Origin of the sequence: Shewanella khirikhana, from assembly GCF_003957745.1 — a bacterium.
Lineage (GTDB): Bacteria > Pseudomonadota > Gammaproteobacteria > Enterobacterales > Shewanellaceae > Shewanella > Shewanella khirikhana.
This window is the reverse complement of sequence record NZ_CP020373.1, coordinates 614,010-637,481: the sequence shown is the minus strand read 5'-3', so window position 1 is coordinate 637,481 and position 23,472 is coordinate 614,010. Positions and strand designations below refer to the sequence as shown.

The 23,472-nt window shown below is 53.3% G+C and carries 21 protein-coding genes; 8 read left to right on the top strand and 13 right to left on the bottom strand.

Features of this window, described 5'->3' with window-relative positions; translation table 11 throughout:
• The first annotated feature begins 426 nt into the window (after nucleotides 1-426).
• On the top strand, nucleotides 427-1,197 hold the full coding sequence (locus tag STH12_RS02720) for a substrate-binding periplasmic protein (protein WP_126166141.1): 771 nt from the start codon (nucleotides 427-429) through the stop codon (nucleotides 1,195-1,197).
• Nucleotides 1,198-1,261: 64 nt separating this feature from the next.
• Entirely contained in the window at nucleotides 1,262-1,681 is a 420-nt protein-coding gene (locus STH12_RS02715; protein WP_126166140.1) for a thioesterase family protein, read from the top strand.
• A 109-nt stretch (nucleotides 1,682-1,790) separates the two neighbouring features.
• Here the strand turns inward: STH12_RS02715 and STH12_RS02710 are convergent, their stop codons facing one another.
• Complete coding sequence (locus STH12_RS02710) at nucleotides 1,791-3,275, bottom strand: putative bifunctional diguanylate cyclase/phosphodiesterase (RefSeq protein WP_126166139.1); 1,485 nt, start codon at nucleotides 3,273-3,275, stop codon at nucleotides 1,791-1,793.
• A gap of 92 nt (nucleotides 3,276-3,367) precedes the next feature.
• A complete protein-coding gene (locus STH12_RS02705; protein WP_126166138.1) occupies nucleotides 3,368-4,210 on the bottom strand; it encodes an HDOD domain-containing protein in 843 nt (280 codons plus the stop codon).
• A 227-nt stretch (nucleotides 4,211-4,437) separates the two neighbouring features.
• Here STH12_RS02705 and trhP point away from each other — a divergent pair, with 227 nt between their 5' ends.
• Complete coding sequence (gene trhP, locus STH12_RS02700) at nucleotides 4,438-5,835, top strand: prephenate-dependent tRNA uridine(34) hydroxylase TrhP (protein ID WP_126166137.1); 1,398 nt, start codon at nucleotides 4,438-4,440, stop codon at nucleotides 5,833-5,835.
• A 114-nt stretch (nucleotides 5,836-5,949) separates the two neighbouring features.
• Here trhP and STH12_RS02695 read toward each other — a convergent pair whose 3' ends face one another.
• Nucleotides 5,950-6,192, bottom strand: a complete 243-nt coding sequence (locus STH12_RS02695) for a hypothetical protein (RefSeq protein WP_126166136.1) — start codon at nucleotides 6,190-6,192, stop codon at nucleotides 5,950-5,952.
• 776 nt (nucleotides 6,193-6,968) lie between these two features.
• On the opposite strand from STH12_RS02695, the gene STH12_RS02690 reads away from it, so the two are divergent.
• Complete coding sequence (locus STH12_RS02690; protein ID WP_126166135.1) at nucleotides 6,969-8,618, top strand: endonuclease; 1,650 nt, start codon at nucleotides 6,969-6,971, stop codon at nucleotides 8,616-8,618.
• A 118-nt stretch (nucleotides 8,619-8,736) separates the two neighbouring features.
• Here STH12_RS02690 and STH12_RS02685 read toward each other — a convergent pair whose 3' ends face one another.
• The 6 genes from STH12_RS02685 to STH12_RS02660 all read right to left on the bottom strand — a co-directional run bounded on the left by STH12_RS02685 (nucleotide 8,737) and on the right by STH12_RS02660 (nucleotide 14,001).
• Nucleotides 8,737-9,387: an ankyrin repeat domain-containing protein gene (locus STH12_RS02685; protein WP_126166134.1), complete on the bottom strand. Its 651-nt coding sequence runs from the start codon at nucleotides 9,385-9,387 to the stop codon at nucleotides 8,737-8,739.
• Nucleotides 9,388-10,099: 712 nt separating this feature from the next.
• Nucleotides 10,100-10,999: a hypothetical protein gene (locus STH12_RS02680; RefSeq protein ID WP_126166133.1), complete on the bottom strand. Its 900-nt coding sequence runs from the start codon at nucleotides 10,997-10,999 to the stop codon at nucleotides 10,100-10,102.
• Between the two features lie 135 nt (nucleotides 11,000-11,134).
• Nucleotides 11,135-11,662, bottom strand: a complete 528-nt coding sequence (locus STH12_RS02675; protein WP_126166132.1) for a hypothetical protein — start codon at nucleotides 11,660-11,662, stop codon at nucleotides 11,135-11,137.
• Between the two features lie 29 nt (nucleotides 11,663-11,691).
• Nucleotides 11,692-12,789: an ISAs1 family transposase gene (locus tag STH12_RS02670; RefSeq protein ID WP_126166131.1), complete on the bottom strand. Its 1,098-nt coding sequence runs from the start codon at nucleotides 12,787-12,789 to the stop codon at nucleotides 11,692-11,694.
• Between the two features lie 64 nt (nucleotides 12,790-12,853).
• Entirely contained in the window at nucleotides 12,854-13,495 is a 642-nt protein-coding gene (locus tag STH12_RS02665; protein WP_126166130.1) for a hypothetical protein, read from the bottom strand.
• Between the two features lie 131 nt (nucleotides 13,496-13,626).
• The gene (locus STH12_RS02660) at nucleotides 13,627-14,001 is read right to left on the bottom strand and encodes a hypothetical protein (protein WP_126166129.1); all 375 of its coding nucleotides are present in this window, start codon (nucleotides 13,999-14,001) and stop codon (nucleotides 13,627-13,629) included.
• A 936-nt stretch (nucleotides 14,002-14,937) separates the two neighbouring features.
• Here STH12_RS02660 and STH12_RS02655 point away from each other — a divergent pair.
• Nucleotides 14,938-15,189, top strand: coding sequence for a YfhL family 4Fe-4S dicluster ferredoxin (locus STH12_RS02655; RefSeq protein WP_011759118.1), 252 nt, complete (start codon nucleotides 14,938-14,940; stop codon nucleotides 15,187-15,189).
• A gap of 86 nt (nucleotides 15,190-15,275) precedes the next feature.
• Here STH12_RS02655 and STH12_RS02650 read toward each other — a convergent pair whose 3' ends face one another.
• The 3 genes from STH12_RS02650 to ubiT form a co-directional block, all read right to left on the bottom strand.
• Entirely contained in the window at nucleotides 15,276-16,373 is a 1,098-nt protein-coding gene (locus STH12_RS02650) for a DUF2955 domain-containing protein (RefSeq protein ID WP_126166128.1), read from the bottom strand.
• Nucleotides 16,374-16,420: 47 nt separating this feature from the next.
• Nucleotides 16,421-17,485, bottom strand: a complete 1,065-nt coding sequence (locus STH12_RS02645) for an HlyD family secretion protein (protein WP_126166127.1) — start codon at nucleotides 17,483-17,485, stop codon at nucleotides 16,421-16,423.
• Between the two features lie 273 nt (nucleotides 17,486-17,758).
• Entirely contained in the window at nucleotides 17,759-18,328 is a 570-nt protein-coding gene (gene ubiT / locus STH12_RS02640; protein WP_126166126.1) for a ubiquinone anaerobic biosynthesis accessory factor UbiT, read from the bottom strand.
• A gap of 163 nt (nucleotides 18,329-18,491) precedes the next feature.
• Between ubiT and ubiU the strand changes: the two genes are divergently transcribed.
• Together ubiU and STH12_RS02630 are read left to right on the top strand one after the other, a co-directional pair.
• On the top strand, nucleotides 18,492-19,493 hold the full coding sequence (gene ubiU / locus STH12_RS02635) for a ubiquinone anaerobic biosynthesis protein UbiU (protein ID WP_126166125.1): 1,002 nt from the start codon (nucleotides 18,492-18,494) through the stop codon (nucleotides 19,491-19,493).
• A gap of 24 nt (nucleotides 19,494-19,517) precedes the next feature.
• A complete protein-coding gene (locus STH12_RS02630; protein ID WP_126166124.1) occupies nucleotides 19,518-20,363 on the top strand; it encodes a U32 family peptidase in 846 nt (281 codons plus the stop codon).
• Nucleotides 20,364-20,425: 62 nt separating this feature from the next.
• Here STH12_RS02630 and STH12_RS02625 read toward each other — a convergent pair whose 3' ends face one another.
• Nucleotides 20,426-21,100 (bottom strand): DUF998 domain-containing protein, encoded by a 675-nt coding sequence (locus STH12_RS02625; RefSeq protein ID WP_126166123.1) that lies wholly within the window; start codon nucleotides 21,098-21,100, stop codon nucleotides 20,426-20,428.
• A gap of 387 nt (nucleotides 21,101-21,487) precedes the next feature.
• Here STH12_RS02625 and STH12_RS02620 point away from each other — a divergent pair, with 387 nt between their 5' ends.
• Complete coding sequence (locus STH12_RS02620) at nucleotides 21,488-23,032, top strand: methyl-accepting chemotaxis protein (RefSeq protein WP_126166122.1); 1,545 nt, start codon at nucleotides 21,488-21,490, stop codon at nucleotides 23,030-23,032.
• Nucleotides 23,033-23,472: the final 440 nt, after the last annotated feature.

Sequence of the window (23,472 nt, the reverse complement as noted above, 5' to 3'; positions counted from 1 at the left end):
GCGCATTGAGCAGAGCGTTTGATATTAGAAGTTTTCTTCTCTACAAAAATGCGATTCCGGATGATTTTCAACCGACAACACAACAATCAGAACGAGTGTCCAACAAAAGTATCAACCAGCACAACTTTTTATCATGTGATAAATTTATACCTATAAATTACATGAGGTTAGACAACCATTGATTTTGTTTTACGGAATAGCATACAAAGAATTGGCCAACATCTTATTTACGCACTTTTCAGCACGCAGAACCGTATAGTGTCGATACAGATCTCGGCGATTGATTTGACGGGGGATATTTTGTATGCAATTCCAAACGCCCGCTATCCAGTCCCAAAGAGGTTGGATGCCAAGGCGCTGTCGTTCACGGGCGGGTTAAAGTACAATGACCGGCAAAACAAGGAGTTTGGAGTAAAAGGACATTCAATGAGTCGATTGCTGTATTTACTGCTCATCATAGGTTGTTTCGGTATCGGTGCCTTACTGTCGCCGTTGGCGCATCCTTCTGAGCTCCCCAAAAAGATACGGCTGGCGGCCGAAGACAGTTGGCCACCTTTTGCAGATGCACAGGGCATGGGCCTGTCGCACCGCCTGGTGCAGCGTGCCTTTGCCAGCGAATCCATTGAGGTCGAATCCCTGGTGGTGCCTTATAATCGTGGCCTGATCCTCACCGAGCAGGGCAAGGTGAATGCCGTATTCAATGTGGCCCGCCAGCAGAGCACCGAAACCCGCTTTTTATTTGGCGCAGAGCCACTGTTTCTGGCATCGGCCTCTTTCTATCAGCTCAAAGAAAAACCGCCTATCGCAGCCGACAAATGGTCGCTGCCGCCCGGCAGCCGCATTGGTATAGTGCGCGGCTACGAGTACGGCGATGAGTTTGACCGTCTGCCCAATATTGAGCTCAAGGTGGCGGACAACCAATATCAGCTGCTGAATCTGCTGCTTACCCACAAACTGGATGCGGTAGTAATGTACGACAAGGTAGCGGGCGAATTTTTACACACCACAGGTGTAGCAACCGAGGTGTATCCCGTGTTCAGCAACCACACCAGCGAACTCTTTCTCGCCTTCGATAAAGGCGCAGCAGAATCGGCGGCGCTGGCACAGGCGCTGGATAGAGGCCTGAAGCGCTTGAAACTATCCGGTGAGTACCAAAAACTGCTGGCCGATATCGGCAGTACCAGCCGCAGGGATTGAGAATTTTACCGTCGCCGCTAAACTTGGCCTCCAGCGACCTTATAGCACCTTAATCGAGAACCCCATGTCACATCCGGGCTTTGCCAGCGCCGCTGAACATCAGTTCGCGGTTCAGATTTACTACGAAGACACCGACTTTTCCGGCGTGGTCTACCATGCCAATTTCATCAAATACTTCGAGCGCGCCCGCGAGCACGTTATTGGCGCCGGGGCACTCAAACAACTGTGGCTGGAACAGGGTATAGGCTTTGCCGTGTATCGCTGCGATATGGTCTGCAATGAAGGGGTGGAATTTGCCGACGTGGTGGAAGTACGCAGCAAGGTGGTGATTGAAAGCAAATACCGCACCCTGTGGCAACAGGAGATCTGGCGCGAGGGCAGCAGCCGTCCGGCGGTCAGTGGCTATATCGAGATGGTGTGTCTGAATCAGGCGCGCCAGCTTACACCTATGCCGGCAAGCCTTATCGAAAGCTTACAGGGCTGAGCCTTGCTGCTTTAAGCGTCGCTGATTTCCGTTCTCTGATTTAACCATCGTGGATTTTGAACATGTCAGCTCAAAGGAGCCGATAAGAGGCAAGAGGATAAAGAGGCGCTCAGGCCTCTTTGGCAATCCCCAGTCGGCGCAGATCCATTTCAAGCTCCAGAGCCCGCATGGGTTTGGCAAAAAAATCACCCTGAATGTTATCCGCGCCAAGCTCCCGCACCATGGCGCGCATGGCTTCGGTTTCAATCCCTTCCACTGTCACCTCAAACCCCAGCCCTTTGGCAAGCTGGATGCTGGTTGCCATTATGCTGCGGTTTCTCGGTTCGGTGAGGATCCCCTCAAGGAAGGCCTTGTCGATTTTCACTTCATCGGCGGGCAGATCTTTCAAATAAGCCAGCGAAGAGTGACCGGTGCCAAAGTCATCAATGGCCACCTTCACCCCCAGGCTTCGCAGCTTGTGGATATTGTCGGTGGCCTTGGCGGGGTTGGACATCAGGGTGCTTTCGGTAATTTCAAGCGCCAGTACATCGCCGGGCAGTTGATAGCGCGCCAGCGCACTCGCCACCACAGATGGCAAACTGCCCTCCTGCAAATCTTCAACCGACAGATTTACCGCCACCCGGATCTGAATTCCTTCCGAGCGCCACTGCACCTGCTGCTTGAGCACCTGCTCCAGCGCCCAGGCACTGACCAAATCTATCATGCCGGCGTACTCTGCCAGCGGAATAAACTCACCGGGGGAGATGAGACCAAGCTCCGGGTGTTCCCAGCGCATCAGCGCCTCAACCTGCTCGCAGCCGCCCTGATGCAGTGATTCCTTGGGCTGATACACCAGATACAGTTGATGCTGTGCCAGCGCCTTGGGCAGGCTGTTGATGATGGAGAGCTCGCGGCGCTGACTGATGTCATCATCCAGCTCATAGGCGGCCAGCATTTCTTTTTGATTGCGGGCGCGTTTGAGCGCCAAATCCACCCGCCTGAGCATTTGACTCACGTCGGCATGGTGTTCATCCAGCTGCACATAACCCATTTGCAGCCTGACCGACACCGGGGTTTCCTGAATGCTGAACGGCTGCTGCAACAGCTGTTTCATCTCCAGCAGCGCCTTATCATCCAGCGGCTGGTCGAAAAACAGTAAAAACTCATCGCCGTTCATGCGGGCAATTTGCCTTGGCTTTTTCGGCATCAGCCGCAAACGGTCGGCAAAGGCGTGCAGCAATTTGTCGCCAAACACGAAGCCGAACAGGTCGTTTACGTAACGAAAGCGATATAAATCAATCAGTACCAGAGTACCGGCGGTCACCGGCATGGCGTGGGTCATGGCCCGTTTAAAGCCAACCCTGTTGGGTAACCCTGTCAGCTTGTCCTTGCCACTGTGGCTTGGGGCATACAGCAGCAAATGCTGAATCGCTTGATACAACGGGTAAAAAGCTTCGGGAATATAAGGCAGATTCAGGGGCTGGCGCTGCTCAACCTTGCTGGCCAGTTCGCGGGTAAGATGATGCAGGAATAACTCGATGCGACGGGATTGGCGATACCAAAGCCACCCCAGCAGCGTGATGCAGGCACCGAGAAATGCCGCTAGATAAACCATGGGCTGAACCTTACCACTGAGTCTCCCTCGCAGATTGTTAAAGGACGCGCCCACTTCCATGGCAGGGGAAACTCCCCTGCCGAGGGCAAAGATTACTCGTAACTTGCCTTGATGGAATGATAGCTGTCAAGGAAGGCGTCACCGGCCAGATCGTCCGGCGTCACCGGCAGACCACGGGCAGCAAACACTTCGAGGCGTTGCTCAAGCTCGCTGCCGGCGCGCAGTTCACCAGTGTAGAAGGCGGCAGCGCGGATAAAATCGAGGTAGGTCACTTTTTCGGGCAAATAAGGTAAATCAGCCCAACGTTCCACCACTTCCATCACTTCAGGTGCAAAGTCCCAGCTCTTGAGAACCGCACGGCCGATGGGGCCCTGCATCTTGCGCACCAGTGAGCGCAGGTGCTCGATGGTGGTAAAGAGTTCAGGATGGGCTTCCGCTTCAGTCAGCACCGGCAAGGCACCGATGTTGTGCACCAGGCCTGCCAGAGTCAGGGTATCGTAGTTCAGACTACTGCCTGGATGCTTTTTATTGTAAATCTGCAACAAAGCACAGGCCGATGCCGTTACATCGATAGAGGTGCGCCAGGCTTCATCCATAACTTCCCACACCATTTCGTTGGTGGAGATAAACAGCTGCTCCATGGCAACTGAGGTGGCGATAGACTTGATTTGGGTCAGACCGATACGGGTTACCGCAGCGTTAATGTTCTCGGCTGGCACACCACGGCTGTACAGGGCACTGTTGGCAACTTTAATAATACGTGCCGAGATAGCGGCATCCTGCCCAATAATTTCAGCTACTTGCTTAAGGCTTGAGTCGGGGCGACCCACCACTTCCTGAACCCGCATGGCCACTTCAGGCAACGTCGGCAGTACCAGGGCATCATCCTTCAGCTTCTTAAGCAATCCGACCAATAGCTGGTGCTCGTTCGACATCTTGGCTCCCATCTGAAAAAAGTTATTCTGATTATCATTGCAGTATATCAGTCTGAAGACGCAGACGAAGTTCAAAATATCACCATGCAGTGACATACCGGCAACATTTTAGCGTATTGGTCCATAATTCCCTACTGGATCACTCAGATTTGCACATTGGGGTCAGGATTGAGTAAAATGCGCCCCCGCGATCCGCGACTCGTTAACTATTTTCTTCGGGAATTACTATGTTCAAACCTGAGCTTCTGTCGCCGGCAGGCACACTGAAAAACATGCGCTACGCCTTTGCTTACGGTGCAGACGCCGTTTACGCAGGCCAGCCCAGATACAGCCTGCGGGTACGTAACAACGACTTTAAACTGGAAAACCTGAAGACCGGCATCGAAGAGGCCCACAGCCTTGGCAAGAAGCTGTACGTGGTGAGCAACATTGCCCCCCACAACGCCAAGCTGAAAACCTACCTCGATGACATGGCCCCTGTGGTTGCCATGAATCCGGACGCCCTCATCATGTCTGACCCGGGTCTTATCATGATGGTGCGCGAAGCCTTCCCTGATCAGGTGGTTCACCTGTCGGTACAGGCCAACGCCATCAACTGGGCCTCGGTGAAGTTCTGGCAGTCTGTGGGCATCAAGCGGGTTATTCTGTCCCGCGAACTGTCGCTGGATGAAATTGAAGAAATCCGTCAGCGCTGCCCGGACATCGAACTGGAAGTGTTCGTGCACGGCGCCCTGTGCATGGCCTACTCCGGCCGTTGCCTGCTGTCTGGCTATATCAACAAGCGCGATCCCAACCAGGGCACCTGCACCAACGCCTGCCGCTGGAAGTATGACGCCCACGAAGCCACCGAAAACGAAGCCGGTGATGTGGTCGCCATTCACACGCCAGAAAGCGCTGTGCAACTGGAAACCCCTACGCTCGGCAATGGCCCTGCCACAGACAAAATCTTCCTGCTGCAGGAAGAAAACCGTCCCGGCGAATACATGCCTGCCTTTGAAGATGAGCACGGCACCTACATCATGAACTCCAAAGATCTGCGTGCCATCCAGCACGTGGAGCGCCTGGCCAAAATTGGCGTGGATTCATTGAAAATTGAAGGCCGTACCAAGTCGTTCTACTACGTGGCCCGTACCGCTCAGCTGTACCGTCAGGCCATTGAAGATGCCGTGGCTGGTCGTGGTTTCGACCCTCACCTGATGACCCGTCTCGAAGGTCTGGCCCACCGCGGTTACACCGAGGGATTCCTGCGTCGCCACGTGCACGACGAGTACCAGAACTACGACTATGGCTACTCCATCAGCGACAGCCAGCAGTTTGTGGGCGAGTTTACCGGTAAGCGCAACGAAGCGGGCCTGGCCGAAATCGATGTGAAAAACAAGTTCATCGTGGGTGACAGCGTTGAGCTGATGACCCCCCAGGGCAACATCAACCTGACCGTAGACACCCTCTACAACCGTAAAGGCGAGGCTGTTGAAGCCGGTCTGGGTTCCGGCCACATGGTGTACCTGCCAGTGCCTGCCGAAGTGGATGTGAACATGGGCGTACTGCTTCGCAACCTGCCAAACGGTAACAACACCCGTAACCCACACGGCGACGCTGAAGTGATCCCCACCAAAGCCGAGTAATCTCGCCAGGGGTTATCCATAAAAAAGGCTGCATTGAATGCAGCCTTTTTATTTGCCATCCTGATACGCTTTAAGTGAGTTCCAGCCCAGCTTTGGCCTTAAAGGCCTTAGCAATCAAAGTGCGAATCTGTGTTTCAGCGATTGCAGCAGTGGCTCAGAGCCAGACAGGCGCCACTCGAGCCAGTTATCCCACTCCAGTTTTAACGTATCCCCGGCACGCACCAGCTCATAGCTGTCGTAGTCGATACCTTTATCGAACGCGAAGGGGCTGTACTGGGCCTTTACCCGCCACCCTTCTGCCTTGAGGCTTTCAAGCACCTGATTTCCCTTATCTGTGGCTATCCATTCGAGCACCATGGCATATCTCCTTTGCCGCTGCCGGTGATTGATTAACGCTGCCAAGAGGCTCGGGCTGCTGCGTAGAGCCTGTGGGCCGCCCGACGAAACAGACATTGGTTAAAAATGTAGCACATGAACATGACACTTTGTATGCAGCGCCAGTATGAACAGGCGCCCGAGCAAAGCCGCGCCCTTAGCTTGCTGCACCCTTCGCTTCTCGCACTCTTAGCTTGCTGGGCCCTTAGCTTGCAGCGCCCTTAGCTTGCAGCGCCCTTAGCTTGCTGGGCCCTTAGCTTGCTGGGCGCTTAGCTTGCAGCGCAAAGATGAACAAAAAACAACCAAACGATCAGCCCGCGCTTTAGAGTAAAGATTCGATTATGCACCGAGAAAGGCGCGATTGAAGGCAAAGGCATATTTTTACAAATCGGCCCAGCAACAGGCGCTTGCTTATGCAAGCAAATAGAATTATCAAGCAAGTCAAAATCAACACAAGCCATTAAAGATGAATCAAATCAGCCAAATTTACCCTGCCACCATGCTGTTTATGCAAGCAGAAAGTGCAGCAGACCACAAAGGCGCTACAACCCATAGCAAGGGGTGAAAAACCGGCCATAAAAGCGGGCGCTCAAGCCATAAAAACACCGATTATTATCGAAAAATTTACACAAAAGTTTCATATAAACAGCGCATTAACATCCATCATCCCTGTGGCATACTCGCGCCGCGAAAGCACCTCAAAGGGACTTGCACGCATCGGCAGGATGCCAATAACAATAATTGCGAGACCAACTAGGATGAAAATGAAAACTACCCTGACCGCGCTGTTACTGGCCGGTCTCAGCGTTCACGCCCAAGGCGCGCTGCTGATAAGTGAAGTCCTTTACGATGCCCCGAATAACGACAGCGTTGAGGAATTTATTGAACTGTATAACTCAGGTTGTGAGTCAATCGATCTGAGCCAATACCAACTGAGTGACAACAACGCCAGCCTTAGCCTAAGCGGCACTCTGGCCGCCGGGCAGTACTACACCTTGGCCATTAATGCCGCAGGCTTCAGTAACCTGTTTGGCAAAACCCCCGACTATGCGCCCCTGCCCTTCAGCCTTGGTAACTCAGGCGATTTTGTAAAACTGACCCGCGGCGCCGAATTGATGGATGTGGTCGCCTGGGAAGGCGGTCTCAGCGGCTGGAGCCTGAATGTCAGGGACATCGCCCTGGAGCGCACCACGGTACAAAACACTCAGTCGCAGGCCGATTGGGCAGCCGCAAGCTCGGCAGGCACACCGGGCACAGGCGAGCTGGCAGCCTGCAGCTCCACACCCGCACCGAACAACCAGTTAACCAAGGGTGAAGTGCGCAGCAACCTGAGCGCCAACTCCGGCCAAGGCCTGTCGTTCATTGCCGATATTCCCGATGGCGCCACCAACATGGTGGTCACGCTCGCCGGTGGCAGTGGCGATGCCGACCTTTACGTGCGTCAGGGCGCTGAGCCTTCCAGCAGCCTTTATGACTGCGCCCCGTACCTCAGTGGCAATAACGAGCAATGTGAGTTCGCCACCCCCACGGCCGGTCGCTGGTACATTCTGGTGCAGGCTTACAGCAGCTTCAGCGGTGCATCCCTGTCGCTGGATTATCAGCAAGGTGATGGTGGCAGTGGCAACGGAGGCGGTGATAATGGTGGCGGTGATAATGGCGGCGGCTCGGGCGGCGAGCCGACACCGCCCGGATACAGCTACGACAGCTACTACGCCCAGGCCATCGGTAAAAGTGGCACTGAGCTTAAATCGGCGCTGAACCTCATCATTCGCGGCCACACCCGCTACAGCTACAGCCAGGTGTGGGATGGCCTCAACTACACAGATGAAGATCCCGCCAACCCTAACAACGTTATTCTGCTGTACACCGGCCGCTCGGAGCCCAAAACCAACCGCGCCGGTATGAGTAACTCCCTCGACGCCTGGAACCGCGAGCACGTTTGGCCCAAAAGCCATGGCTTCCCCGACAGCAGCAGCCACGCCTACACCGACCTGCACCACCTGCGCCCGGCCGATGTTACCGTTAACAGCAGCCGCAGCAACAAAGACTTCGCCATGGGCGGCACGCCACTGGACGAGGCACCGGCCAACAGCACTGACAGTGACAGCTTCGAGCCTGCCGATGCAGTCAAAGGCGATGTGGCGCGGATGCTGATGTATATGGATGTGCGTTACGACGGCGACAGTGCCAGCGCCACCCCGGATCTGATGCTGGTATCAGGCACCACTTCCACCGAGCCCAAGCTTGGCGATCTGTGTACCCTACTGGCCTGGCACAATCAGGATCCGGTCAGCAGCTGGGAGCGTCGCCGTAACAACCGGGTGTACGAGTGGCAGCACAACCGCAATCCCTTTATCGACAACCCTGCCTGGGCAAACGCCCTGTTTGGCAGCCGCTGCAGCAACTGATGTGGCAGCCACTGATATGACAACGGCTGATGTTGTAAAAGCTGCAACCTGAGCAATAACAACCTCGGGAAACAGACATAAAAAAGGCCCCGACGGGGCCTTTTTTATCTGCGGCGGCTCAGTCGGCCAGCAGGCTGACCATCTCATCACAGCCATTATGGAATGAGCTGGCTTTGGCATAATCCAGGGCAACTTTTTCATCGCCATTTTTAATCGACTTATCGGCGCCCTTGGCCAGCAAATATTTGCCCGCCTCGGTTTGGCAAAACTTGGCGGCCTGAATTAATGCCGTGTCCATTTTATTCCAGTCCTGAATATTGATATCGATCCCCTTATTCACGAACTTTTCCAGCGGTGCCAGTTTGCCCATGGCAGCACCATTATGGAACTCGGTAATATCCTGACTCGAAAACATATCGTCGCCACAAACGCCTTTTTTAAAGCGCATCACAGAGCCGCGCTTCAATTCCAACAGGTCCGCATTCAAGCTCAGCAGCTTATGGTTTCCCACCTTGGCCAGATACAAGCCATCGGCGTCCAGCTCCCATTCGCCGGTCTGCTTAAAAGCACTCTCAACCCAGGTGTAATTGCCGTCTGCCGCAAGATTTATATCAATTTTTTCAGGCACTTTAGAGCCAAAACCTTCCTGCTCGTAAAAGCACCAGTCCCCTACCAGCGCCGCCTTATCCACGGCAACCGCTTCAGCAGCAACAGATGAAAACCCCATACCAGCCAGCAAAAGCCCAGCAGCCAATGTCGTTATTCTCATAGATATCCCTATTTTTAAAATCCATATTACTCAGGTGGTTGCGGGGAATCCCCCGGCAACACCATTAATAACATACAAATGTGCAGCAGCAATACCACCATTACACTTTCTGCACGGCTTGCCGCCACTGCAGGTTTCCCTAGCTAACTCAGGCTGAGGATAGCGCATGCGATTACCCATAATTTGCTGCGCTTGGATGAGTTCAAGGCGGTCAAACTTTGACAACCAGGGGGAGAATGAGGTTTGGCAACCTCTGTGTGCCGGTGGTTTGTGATTCCGACTTAAGCCATTGGTTCATTGGAATTTTCATGATGGTTGTGTTTTTAGCAGTACAAGTTGATTGCTGACAGGACGGAGTTTGAACTAACGGCGCAGTTTGTCACTCCTTGATGAGAAGTCGCTTTGCAAGCGACTGAAAATCGCGGCCTTCCAGCCCGCCTCCGGGCAAGGGGTGTTGCTTGCCCAACACCCCTTGCAACCCCAAGGACACCCCGAACGAAGCCGAGCACTTTGGTCTTACGGACTGAAAACGGCCACCGCGACCGACTCGCTCCCAGCTCGACGGTCTCTGCCTCGATATCCCTATCTCGGCTTACCCGTTTCACTCAGCCCAACGCCCAAAGCGGCTTCGATGGGGTTCAAAAACCGGCGCAATCTGTACGTGAAGAATTGTGCCTGCCCTATCTTTCATTAATCACTCTTAAGTGCTTTGTTAACTATCTTGTTTCGCCTTGCGCAATTCTTCAAATGTAGAGTGCAGCATTCTTGTACGACGATACATATTGAATAAAGAGAAACCATTAAAAGGCACAATTTCTGATTGTAATACTCCTCCTGCACTGCCGGGGTAAAATGATAGGAAAATACGGTTCTTTTCTACGGTTCTCTTAAATATTTTCAGTTGTTCTTCATTTACTTGCTTTAAGAAAGTTGTAACAGGGTCAGTGTCTTCGGCATATGAGAACGGAATATTAAACCATGTTTTAGATGCAACCTCTTCTAGAGCAGTAGCCGCTATATCGAAGTTTGACTGTACCTTTGGCACTGAAAGAAATAAGTTCGCATACTTGCCAGTGAACTGATGTACTTGAATTGACATCGCTACAAGTCGTTTGCGCTTCAGAGCGATTTCATGACCTCTAGTGTTTTGGTATGACACTAAGAATAGTTTTTCCTGATGATCTTTAGACTTTCGAACTCTTGCTGAGGTTTCTAATATTTCATTAGCATAAATTTCGCAATCAGTAACGAGTGCCCCGACCTCAGTAAAAAAAGCGTTTAACTCACCCCAAGCTTGTAACTTTATATTGGCTAACAGCTGTGATTTCCAGTTTGACGTAGCACTTGCGTAAGCGACCAAAAAACCGACAACTGTTACCAATGAACTTACTATTGCCACCTTCATTTCATCATTCAATGTCCTTAACCAAACCATTAGCTCATCAAAAGAATATGCAGGATAACCAAAGATAGATTCACAAAAATGACGTACTACAAGCAACGTAATCAAAACACCGTATAAATTCCCCAAGAAGAAACGTGTGCAAACGCCTAAGCTGATACATATATAAAAGAAGACCGTTTTAGCAACGGAAATATACTGTAAAGTCAAATGTAACCTCCTAGATAGTCAACGCCCTGTTAAGGGATTAGCAACGCAATACCGAAGCTGACGCATACCACCTTAATCACTTAAACCAACGCATAGTAAAATGCCATGCGTTGCGAATCCCTCTTGAACAGTTTGTTAGACGAATGATGTGAATGTTTGTCTTGAAACTAACGAACCATCATTATGATTGGCAATCATCTTTCGCGTACTTATATCAAAATCATTTTGAGTCACTTCGTATGCGGAAAATAGATCTTTATCCAATGGAACTGAAGCATAAGGATTATAGTATATATGTAAGCCATCCAAGTGTGACTCTTTATGTTCACTCGATGGGTAAATATACGTGTCAGAGCCAAATACAAAATCGCCACTTAATATTCTCATTGAGAAGACATCATAACCGGGCTTTACTATCTTATGAGTTGTACCTAGCATGTTATGACCCTCTTTTGCCATAAACTCATCAACATCCATTTGACGATAGCGCGTTGCTCGAACAATGTTCTCTAGACCAGCTTGAACTACAGCTTTGCCAAACATACCCGTAGTAGAGAAAATTACCGCGCTAACTTCTTTGTAACTTGGGTTGGTGAATATACCTAGTTCAACCTTTTGACCATTTTCCTTTGAGATATGACTTATTTTTTGTCCATTGCCCATTCAGGGCCGGAGCATACTTTGAGCAGTTTCTAACCAAAGAACACTCTTTCCCGATAATCGTCGCACCAGCCAGCCTGTTTTAGCTTGTTTCTCTGGCTCGGGGCGCCACAGTCACATTGCCGTAGCATATTCATGACGAAGCGGCGGAACAGGGCTACGTTTTCGACAGCCCCTTCAAGTGCTATCCGTGAGTCGTCTTCTTTGAAAACTACATCCAGCACGTAATGCTGACTGTTTTCAATCCGCCAGTGCTGACGGATGTAATGACCAAGCAATTTATGCCGTGGTGATAGCGAGCTCACGTAGTAGCTGGTATCTGTCGTTGTCTTACCATTCTGCGAGCGATGTCGTTCCACAGCGACGATGCTTCGGATTGTTGGCCATCTTTCTGCAAGCTTTTCAGGCAGCTTTGCCTTCAGTTGGAAAACGTAGCGCTCTTCTTTTCGGCCATGGGCTTCTTGTTTGATTTCGGTGACAACTTTCTCTTTCTTCGCATCGAAAACAGTCTGAAACTGCGACTGAACAGCCTCCCAAAGAGCAGGCTGGTTATTTTTGACCTGAACAACAACGTGAGCCTTCTTTTCGCTGATTTTCTCCAGCGTTTCGCGCTGGCAGTGCAAGGCATCAAGTGTGATCACCGCGCCTTTCAGGTTAAGAACATCAAGCATCTGCCGAACCACGCTGATTTCACCGTTCTTGGTTTGGGTTGGCTTTTGGCTAAGGACCAATCCGTTTTCGGTGTCGTAGGCTGTAACCAACTGCAACGCCGTTTTGGAGTCATTGCGGTAAGAGCCTCTGAGCACCTTGCCGTCAAAAGCTATTACGGGTTTACCGATGCTGGCTCGCTGTTCATTCACCCAATTCAGCAGCGCTTCGAGCAATGACTCCGCGACCACGGTACGAAGGATCCGCGCAATAGTGTGTCTTCGGGGAATACCATGCTCAAACGGGCGAAATTTTCGCAGCCATGGCAGTTTATGGTCACCGTAAGTTTGAATATCCTGCCAGCCCTCGGCACCTGACATGATGGCGCTTAGTACGAGGAACATGACATCCACAAGGTCATGCCTTTGATTAACTTCAGAGCGGGTTTCTTCTACAACGGTCAGGTGTTCGAGCAAGTTCATTGGAGCAGCGACTGATTAAATGAACCGCTATTAGATCACAGCTGATCTGCTCACTCAACACTGGCTAGAAAAGTACGATCCCGCCCTGATTGCCCATTGGTGGGGGTGGGTTTAGCCCATAAAGCACCCTATTTATAGCCATATTGTTTTGCGAATACGAAAGATGGTTATCGAAAGGAGCTACAGCGATGACAAAAGGGTTACCTTTGACATGTTCTAGTGAGTAATATGGGTGCTTTTTATTGTTAGTACCAATGAATAAATCTCTTTTATCCTTTAGCTTTCCAGCAAGTTTAATTGTTGATCCATCCAAAAATTCATCGTTGTTTTGCATTGAAACTGAACGAAGTGATTCGTTCAAATAATATTCTGTCTTTAGATTATCCCTACTATTTGAAGTAACAGCTTCCACATTTACGATACGACCAGATCTATGACACAAATTGAAATCAGGGCTTTCTTTGGAGTAGTCGATACTGAAGCCAAAATCAACAAATGCTTTATTTAGATAAAGCTCCCACAATGACGAGTTGAATGATATCTGAAAGTCTTGAATGAACTTTTTAGATTCTTTCTTTCGCCCCATCAGACCTGTAGCCCAGCTGTTTATAACATCGATGGTTGGTTCATAGCCTTTAGTAGAGATGATTCTCTTGAATAAAGGATGAAGCCGATCTTCTTTTACTGCTGGTTTAAACAATTCCAAAGTTAATCCTCATTGTTTGATACGAGTGCTTATTCGCCTAACGCCCGGCACAGCGGCGAGGTAAAATTGGCGCTAAATTTGCGCCAGCAAAATTAGTGACGGCTTTTGCCGAGTCCGACTGCTGCCGCTTGTTATGTGTGTATTTCAAACTCTAGCTTTCCACCTCGAATATTGACCGAACCAAAGTCACCTGCCAAATAAAACGAGCCATCCTCGATATTGAGTACATCAATGCTTCCGAAATCTGCCGCCCCTTCAGGATCGGTAGTTGAACGGACCAGATCCTTTAGCTTTAGCCCTTGCACTTCATTTACGTTCACAAACCGAAGTGTTGCTTTCTTGTAGCATGTATACTCATTATCCTTTGGCTTTGAGTAATGTTCCGACTCAGGCCAAATGCTTGCCTCTAATTCGAAAGACAAACGATCACCTTCGCAACACCAATCCAAAACGAATGAATCGTTGAGATCTATACCTTTGAAAATTTCGAATTTAGACCATTCCATGCCGAGACTCGCTCACACATAACATTTTATTCATACGACCTTGCAAGGTTACCCGAGCTTGTAAGCTCGCCCTACCTTGCAGGGTAGCTCTATTTACCAATAGCAACTCGGCTGCAGAAGGTTGCTCCAATCCCGCTCGAAGCGGCGGCGGGTGTTGCTGAAAATGGCGTGGCGAGGCATGGATGCCGAAGCAGCGACCGTTGAGCTTGGAGCGAATCGGTCGCGACAGCCAATTTTCGGCTAAAGCCCGACGGGGCTGTCCGCTTCGTCGCGGGTCGCTGGGGGATTGGACAAGGGGGCCTGTCGAAACGGTCCCCTTTCCCCGGGTGTGGGTCGGAGACCCACGACCTTCGTCAAGCGCAGCTTGGCATGCCGAAGGCATTAAAAACGCCCCACAGCTGCACCCAGCAACACCAAATAACCAATAAAAATAACGCTATAGCAGGAAGAGGAAAGGTTCTGTGAACAAGATCAGAAGACTGGCTGCATCCCTGCGCAATTACGGATATCTAAGGGTGGTTTCTGTCGCTGACGGCTCAATCCCTCTAAACCAACAACACACACTAACGAGCCAATCTACCCAAGAAAACAGACTAAAACAAGCGTACCAATTAGCAAAAAAACAAAATGAAACAACATGCTAAGCACATGACATAAATAGCGAAAAACGCTATCGACGCACCACAAAGTTCGAACTAATCCTTAGCGACCACGGGATACCCCCAAACAGCTGCAATGGCACTCAGCCAAGTGCCCAGCAACCGGTGGGCAGAGCCTCCCAATGAGTGGTATACTCCCCGCCCCGACGGCTAAGCTGTAGTAAAGAGCCATGCACTGTGCCCAGAGCCAGCAGCCAACAGCCGAGCGAAAGCGCAAGCCGGCTTTAACGTGTGACCACCGCAAACGGTGGTAATATTTTCGAGGTTTTTCAAGGCAATGGCCTTAATAATTGACGACAGCTGCATTAACTGCGATATGTGCGAACCCGAGTGTCCCAACCAGGCGATTGCCATGGGCGCTGAGATCTATGAAATCGATCCGGATCGCTGCACCGAATGTGTGGGCCACTACGACAAGCCTACCTGCGTGTCTGTCTGCCCGATTAACTGTATCGACCCCGATCCGGCGCACCCTGAAAGCCAGGACGAGCTGCTGATTAAGTACGCCCGCCTCACCGGCAAGCTCTAAGCCAAGGGCCGCAGCCAGATACAAAAAGGCGCTGATTATCAGCGCCTTTTTACATTCTGCCACTTCGCTTTCTTAACCATATATTGCTAATCGCTTGCCGCTTTTGCGCGGTCAGGCTTTTGCGAGCCCAGCTCAGAGAGCAGCGACAATAGCAGCATCCCCAGCAGCACCGCCACTATCACAGAGCCCAGCCGCATCAATGACGAGGTGAGCGACGCGGCGCCCTGATGACTTATCACCTGATACACCAGCATCACAAAGCCACTCATCAGCAACTGATATTCAGCCATCGACACCTTGCGGGCGGTGGCGGCGGCCCCAAGCCAGAGCGCCAGCGCCACGGCCAGCAGCATTTGCAGCCACCAGACCATATCGAGCCAAAATGCGATAAGCAGCGGCAGGCTGTAAACCACCGCAAGCCAAGTGGTCCACAGCCGCTGGCGGGCATTATGACTGCCGGCAAGGGGATTGGGGTCTTTTATCAGGCTGGTGAGGGTGATAACGATAAGCAGTGCCTGACTGCTGTCGGCGTCCATCAGCAAAAAGATGATCAGCATGATAAACAGTGCCTTGGCCAGCACCTTAAGCCAATGGCTGGGGGTCACCTCCCAGCTGATATCGGCGCTGACTTCCAGCTCGCCGCCGGGAAACAGCCAAAACATCAGATAAATCACCCCTATGGCACTGATAAAGGCCAGCGCCAGCAGCCAGGGCAGATTGGTGAGCGTCATCGCGTACTGAAAATGCAGCACAGTTACCACTATGCCGAGGATCATCATCATCAGCCCAACTACGTCTTTGGGATTCAAGTGGATGCGTGACAGGCTGTAAAACAGCACCGCGAACAAAAACAGCCAGGTACCGGTTCCTGTGCCGCCAAGCAGATTGCCCGCCGCACTTTGCACCAGTGCCGCCACGACCACCACGGCGGTAAGCTGCAGCAATACCGACACCGACGGCTTACCGGGCATCAGGGTAAGCATGACCACGGTAAACACAGACACCAGCATCGGCAGTGGCACTTCGAAGTATTGCAGCAAAAACAGCGGCACCAGAGTGCCCACCGCGACCCGCAGCAGCGGGTTGGCCGCCGCGAAATATGGGCGTTTGCTGGCACTGCTACTGGCACTGCCTGCGCTATTGGCGCTGGGCTCTGCAGCCGCTGTAGTCTCTTGCTCAGCCATGGTCAGGCTCCACTCCTGGGTCGCTTGTCACCCAGCCAGGACAGATTTCACGAGACATAGGTCAGCTTGCTCCAACACCACATCCACAGACTGGCAAGCATATCGCCAAGGCTGCTCTCGCCGGTGTAGAAGGCCACTGTGGCCTGAGAGCCGAACCTCAGCTCCCGGTCGATGCCATTGGTATCAAAGCGAATATGCACCGGGAAACGCCGCGCCTGCTGCTTGCCGGTCTGGGCCGACTCAAAGCCGGTGCTCTGGTCGATATTGTTGGCGCCGCCACTGCCCCAACCAATGCTTTCCACTTCCCCTTCGAACACCCGTCCCGGCAGCGCATCAAACACTATGGCTACCTTGCCGCCGCTGTGGATATGCTCGAGGGAGTTTTCCCGCACCATCGCGGAAATCCACACTTCGCGGGGGTCGATAAAGGTCAGCGCCGCTTGTCCGGGCGCCATATATTGGCCGGTGGTCAGCTGCACATTGGTCACCAGCCCGCGGGAGGGCGCGCTCACCCGGGTCCGCTTGAGGTCAAGCTCGGCCTTGGCCAGCGCCGCCATGGCCGCTTTAAGCTCAGGGTTGTTTTCACCCACAGGCCCCAGATTCTGCTGCGCCTGAATAAGCGACGCCTCGGCTGCCGCCAGCGCCGCCTTGGCTCTGTCTTCGGCTTCGCGGGCGTTATCGAGCTCTGCCTGACTCAGTACGCCGCGACTGGCGAGCGCCGCCACCCGCTTGGCCTGGGCCGACGCATTGGACAGCGCCGCCCTTGCGTCACCCACCTTGGCCTGGGCCACTTCCACCGCCGCAGTGTTGGCACCAAGGCTTTGACCTACCCGCTCCAAATCGGCCCGCGCCTTGGCCAGGGCGATATCGTATTGGCGGCTGTCGATTTCAAACAGCAAGTCACCTGCATCCACCACCTGATCGTTTTTCACCTCCACCCGGGTAATGCTGCCCGCCACCTCGGGGGTAATGCGCACCAGATAGGCATGCACGTAGGCCTGGGTGGTCATGGGGGTAACACGGTCGGCCCACAGGCTATAGAGCCAAATGGCAAGCACCGCCAGAAACAAATAGCTGCTGATTTTTTTAGACGCCTTTGCAGACTCAGTCATGGGGTATCTCCCTGATCCTTAATGGTTCCATGCTAGCGCTATGGGTAAAAGTTCGCCACCGTTGGCTGTGCATTTGTGAGGCAGTGCAAAGCTCAAACCGAGACAATAAAGCCGCCAAACGGCAAGCGATTTGGCAAAGGACGTAGCCTGCCGCTACTTGGCGGCATTCACGGCGGGACTTAAGTAAAAAAACAGCCCGCAAAAGCGGGCTGTTTGGTGCAATCATCTGAGCTGCTGACTGGCTCTGGCTCAGTCTCTGGCTCAGGCTCAACGTCAGGCCCAGGCAGGCTCGGCCTGACGTTCCAGCGCCTGCAGGGCGCGGGCAAGCTGCGACAATGTTGTCGTCACAGGCGATGGCAACCGCTCAAGGTCGATGGCCAGCAGCAGGTTTTTCACCATCAGCCCAAGCTCGGTATCGCCTTCAATGGTGAGTTTACGCTGGAAGAACAGGGTATCAGGGTCTTCTTTACCGGCCGCAATCAGCAAAAGCTCTTTGGAGTCGGCACTGAAGCGCACCTCGGCCGCTTGCCCATTGGCTTCATTAAGCTGGCGGTTAAACGCGGCTTCACGCACGCACAGGCGGCCTGCGCTTTGCACGCCCTCACCTGCTTCAAAGCTGACCTCAAACTTAAGCCCTAAATCGGTCACTTCAATGCCCACCCAGCGACCTTCGAGGAAGTCCAGCTCTCCATCCTTCACTTCCCTTGCGAGCAGCAAATTCAGCCCGGGGCGCAGCACCGCCGCTTTGGCAGCAAAGGGCACACGGGACAGCGGCAGGCGCACCAGTGCAGGGGCGATGTCGAGCGCGTCTTTGGCAAGACGGGCGGCAAAGGGGAAAGGCATAAGAGGTCCTCAGTACGGCGAACAAACATCCGGCGAGTCTAACTTGCTTTTAATTCCAGCCATTTGTCTTACATCAATTCCCGGTGGGGTAAACATGGGTACACTGCGGGCGTTTTGCATTTCTTAACACATTTTTGAAGCGTTTATTGAAGAGAGTCACACTATGGAACTCCTGTGTCCGGCCGGTAATCTGGCCTCGCTCAAGGTGGCGCTGAATGCCGGGGCCGATGCCATTTACCTGGGGCTGAAAGATGACACCAACGCCCGCTCCTTTGCCGGGCTGAACTTCACTCCTGAGCGGCTTAAAGAGGCGCGCGCCCTAACCCGCGCCGCAGGTAAAAAGCTGTTTCTTACCTTAAATACGTTCCCCAAACCCGGCGAAGAAGCGCGCTGGTATTCAGCGGTCGACATGGCGGCAAGCATTGGCGCCGACGCTTTGATTGTCGCGGATGTGTCGCTGCTCGATTATGCCCATAGCCGTTACCCCGAGCTGCCGCTGCATCTGTCGGTGCAGGCCAGTGCCACCAACCTTGCCGCCCTGAGTCTGTATAAAGATGCCTTTAATGTGGAGCGGGTGGTGCTGCCAAGGGTGCTGTCAATGAAACAGGTGCGTGACCTTGCCGCCGACACCCCGGTGGATTTGGAAGTGTTTGCCTTTGGCAGCCTGTGCATCATGGCTGAAGGCCGCTGCCATCTGTCATCCTATGTTACCGGGCAGTCGCCCAATACCGGCGGTTCCTGCTCGCCCGCCAAACATGTGCGCTGGCAGGAGCAAGGGCCAGACCGGCTGACCCGCCTCAATGAAGTGCTTATCGATAAATCTTCCGCCAACGAACAGATGGGCTATCCGGTGGTGTGCAAGGGACGCTTTATTGCCGAAGACAGCCATACCCCCGAGTATCTGCTGGAATCCCCCACCAGCCTGAATACCTTAAGCCTGCTGCCGGAACTTGCCCGCGCTGGCATTGTGTCGCTCAAAATTGAAGGCAGACAGCGAAGCCCGGCCTATGTGGAGCAGGTCACCCGGGTGTGGCGCGCCGCCATCGACAACTATCTGCGAAACCCGGATGCCTATCAGGTGCAAAGCGATTGGGACCGAGCCCTGGGCAAGGTGTCAGAGGGACAAGTCACCACCCTTGGCGCGTACGAGCGCCGTTGGCAGTAAGCGATAAAAGCAGGAACAAATACCATGAAAACCAGTTTAGGCCCCCTGCTGTACTGCTGGGAAAAGGACAAAGTCAGCGACTTTTATCAGCATGTTGCCCAAAGCGACATTGAGCTTGTGTACCTCGGCGAAGCCGTATGCAGCCGCAGGCGTGAACTCAGAAGCAGCGACTATCTTGAGCTTGCCAAAATGCTCAAAGGCAGCGGCAAGCAGGTGGTGCTGTCAACGCTGGCGCTGATTGAAGCCGCCGGCGAGCTCAGTGAGCTTAAAAAGCAGGTTAACAATGGCGAGTTTATGATTGAAGCCAACGACATGGCGGCGGTGGGTTATGCCCGCGAGGCCGGCGTGCCCTTCGTTTGTGGCCCCCATATCAATCTCTATAATGCCGCCAGTATTCAAAAGCTTGCCGACTGGGGCATGCAGCGCTTTGTAATGCCGATCGAGCTTTCAAAAGACTGGCTTGCCAAGGTGCTTGAGCAGCTTGGCGGCAAACCGCAGCGCCCCGAGGTGGAAGTGCTCGGCCATGGCCATCTGCCACTGGCGCACTCGGCCCGCTGCTTTACCGCCCGTCACAAGGGGCTTGCCAAAGATGGCTGCCAAACCATTTGCCGCGAGCACAGCAAGGGATTGTTGGTGCAAACCCAGGAGTCGCAGCCACTGCTGCGCTTAAATGGTATTCAGACCCAGTCGGCGGCCTGCGTTAATCTGGCCGGACAATGGGCCGAGATGCAGGCAATGGGGGTGGATTGGTTTAGGATCTCCCCGGCCTCAGCGACCCTGCCAACGCTCGATATCCATACGCCGGTGACGGCGGATGAGTGCAATGGTTATTGGTTTGGCGAAGCAGGCTTTAGCCGCTCCACAGGCTAACCTGACCGTTGGGGCGTGTACTGCTTGAATGCAGGGAGAGAGCATCGCACAGGGAAGTGCTGCTATTCGGGACGTCGCAGCAATTCAGCCTGCCACAGCAGCATGGCCAGCAAACTGCCCCATTCCAGCACCGCAGGCCACCACAGGCTTGGACGGGGGAACGGCGAATAGGCTTCTTCATAAAAGGGGCGGTTAAACGGCAGTGACTCCAGCGCCAGATGGGGCAACACCAAAAAGGCGCTGACAAACAGTAAACTGACTGAGCAAAGCCCCAGCGCCAGAGGGCTGCTCGGACGCTCACTTCTGAGCGCAAGCCACAGCAAATACCCAAGGGTTGCCGCAAGCCCAAAATAGAAATACCACTTCAGTGCCACCGTGTGCAGGTGATAGACGTTGGACGGAAACAGGCCAGACAACGCCAGCGCCAGCCAGCTCGCCGCCAGGGTCAGCCACACCAGCACACCAAACCCTGAAACACTTCGCATCCCCTGCAGGCTCGCCAGTGTCAGCAGCAAGCCGCCAAAGAACACCCCGCCATTGGCCAGCACCGCCAGCGCCGACAGACCATAGGTGCCAAGCTCCGACAGGCTGTGATTGAACGGGCTGAACAGCTCACCTTCAGCCGGGTGGTAACCCAGGGCAGCACTGAGCAGACTGACGCAAATCAAAAAGGCGCCCACCGCAAACATCTGTCTTGCGAGCCTGAGAACCCTGTGCCCTCTGGTGTTCAGTTGCATTGCCCTGAGCGTCCCCTGTTAACTGCGACCTGGCTGTTGTCTTTGACCCGCATCGGATGCTCCCAAGGGAGCGACATCCGTGCCGGGGCTTAGCGAGAAACTTAAAAAACTGCTTTTTTACCATACAGATAATTAACGTCCTTTGCAGTATGACCGTATGACATTTTTTTAAGCGCCCCTAAAACCACAACTCAGAACAAATAACCAGAATCAGCCGGTTTGACCACGAATTCACCTACACCTTACAAAACTCATGGTTATGTGGAACAAGCAACTAATTTACATCAATAAAAAAGTGTAAACCCCTGCATCAAACAAGGTTAAAAACTGCTACATTGTTCGCAAATTTTCAAGTTATTCGACCAACATCAACTTTCGTAGTAGAAAATGTCCAGAAACCGTCCAGTTAATAATCGCGAAGTCCCGCTGCGCAGGGATGATGAACTGATTTCCACCACAGATTTACGCGGTGTTATCACCTATGTGAATCCACGTTTTATTGAAATTTCGGGTTACACAGAGTCGGAGCTCCTGGGGCACTCCCACAATCTGGTGCGTCACCCCGATATGCCTGCCGCCGCCTTTGCCGAAATGTGGACCATGTTGAAAAAGGGCAAGTCCTGGCGCGGCGTGGTAAAAAATCGCTGCAAAGACGGCGGCTTTTATTGGGTTGACGCCTTCGTTACCCCGATGTTTGAGGCCGGTAAGGTCATAGGTTACCAGTCGGTGCGCCGGGCGCCGGAAGCAAACTGGGTGCGCCGCGCCGAGGTGCTTTATCGCCGCCTGCGTGATGGCAAGGGCATCCCCCGTCATCTGTCATTGGCGCAAAAACGGGTGCTGTCGGCCATAGTGGCGGGCAGCGGCCTGCTGGGCTGCGCCTGGTTGTGGGGGCCGGGTGTGATGGTGGCAGGTGCCGCGCTGATGGCGCTGAATCTGGCGATTTTTTACGATGAAGCCTTTCGGGTACCCGCCCGCTTGATGGCGCTCAAGGCCAACTACGACTCGGTAAGCCGCTACGTATATGCGGGCCACGACACTTCATCGGTGCTGGAATTTCAGTTGCTGCTGCAACAGGCGCGTATGCAGGGCGTGCTGGGTCGCAGCCAGGATCAGGCGCTGCAATTGCAGCAGATTGCCGAATCTTTGGTGGTTGCCACCGGCCAGACCCAGACGGGTCTGGATATGCAGCGCCGCCAGCTGGAGCAGCTGTCCTGCGCCATGGAAGAGATGAGCGCCACCATCTCTGAGGTCGCTTCCAACAGCCAGCAAACCTCGGCCAATATCGAAGATGCCCACCAGCTTTGCCGTCAGGGCGAGCAGGCCATGTCCCGCAACCGTCAGCGGATCACCAATCTGGCAGACGCTGTGGCAACCGCCGCCAGCAATGCCGAGCTGCTGAATCGGGAAGCCGAACGGGTGGCCAGCGCCATGGGTGAGATTGATGCCATTGCCGAGCAAACCAACCTGCTGGCACTGAATGCCGCCATTGAAGCCGCCCGAGCCGGTGAGCAGGGGCGCGGCTTTGCGGTAGTGGCCGATGAAGTGCGGGCATTGTCGGCGCGCACCCAGCAGTCAACCCAGAGTATTTCCCGCAGCGTGGAGCAGATGTTCAGCATGCTGGGGAACTGGGCCGAAGAGATGGGCCGCAGCCAGCAGGAGGCCGAGGCCTGTGCCCATGCCATTGCCGCCAGTGTGGAAGACATTTCAGCAATTTACCGCCAGATCAGCGACGTGCACGATTTTGCCCGTCAGAATGCGGTAGCGGCCAGCCAGCAAGGCACTGTGGTGCATGAAATTAACCACAATCTGCAGGAAATCGCCCATGCTGCCAACGAGAACCTAAGCGCCATGAGCCAGGTGGCCCGTGCCGCCAGCGAGCTGCAGGCGAGTGCCGACAAGGCAAGTTCACTGCGCAGCACATTCGGCCAATAAGCGGTACCTTTGGCCAATAAGCAGTTGATAAATAAAAAGGCGAGCCCGGAGCTCGCCTTTTTTACCCAATAGCCACTGGCCTTCCAACACCCCTGTGATACCCCTTTTAACCCCCTTGCAGCCGTTTACCACCGGGTTTTAGCAAGGCATTCACTTAGCGGCCAACCGGCTCACCTAAACCAGACAACAGCCTTCACAGCAGGGCTTACAACAGCCTGCACAACAACAGCTTAAGCAGACCGCAACAATCGAGTCACACACAAATAACACCATGATTATCATGAATTTATTTCGTGATGTTTCGCCACTGCAAAGGTAAGCTATATCCAGTCATTCATGGTCAATAACTATGCTCAAGCTCAAACTTGAGCAATATCGTCCGCGAATCGTTTTACAGCGCCGCCCATTGGGAGTAATCTTGCCCCCTTGCCGATTTTCGG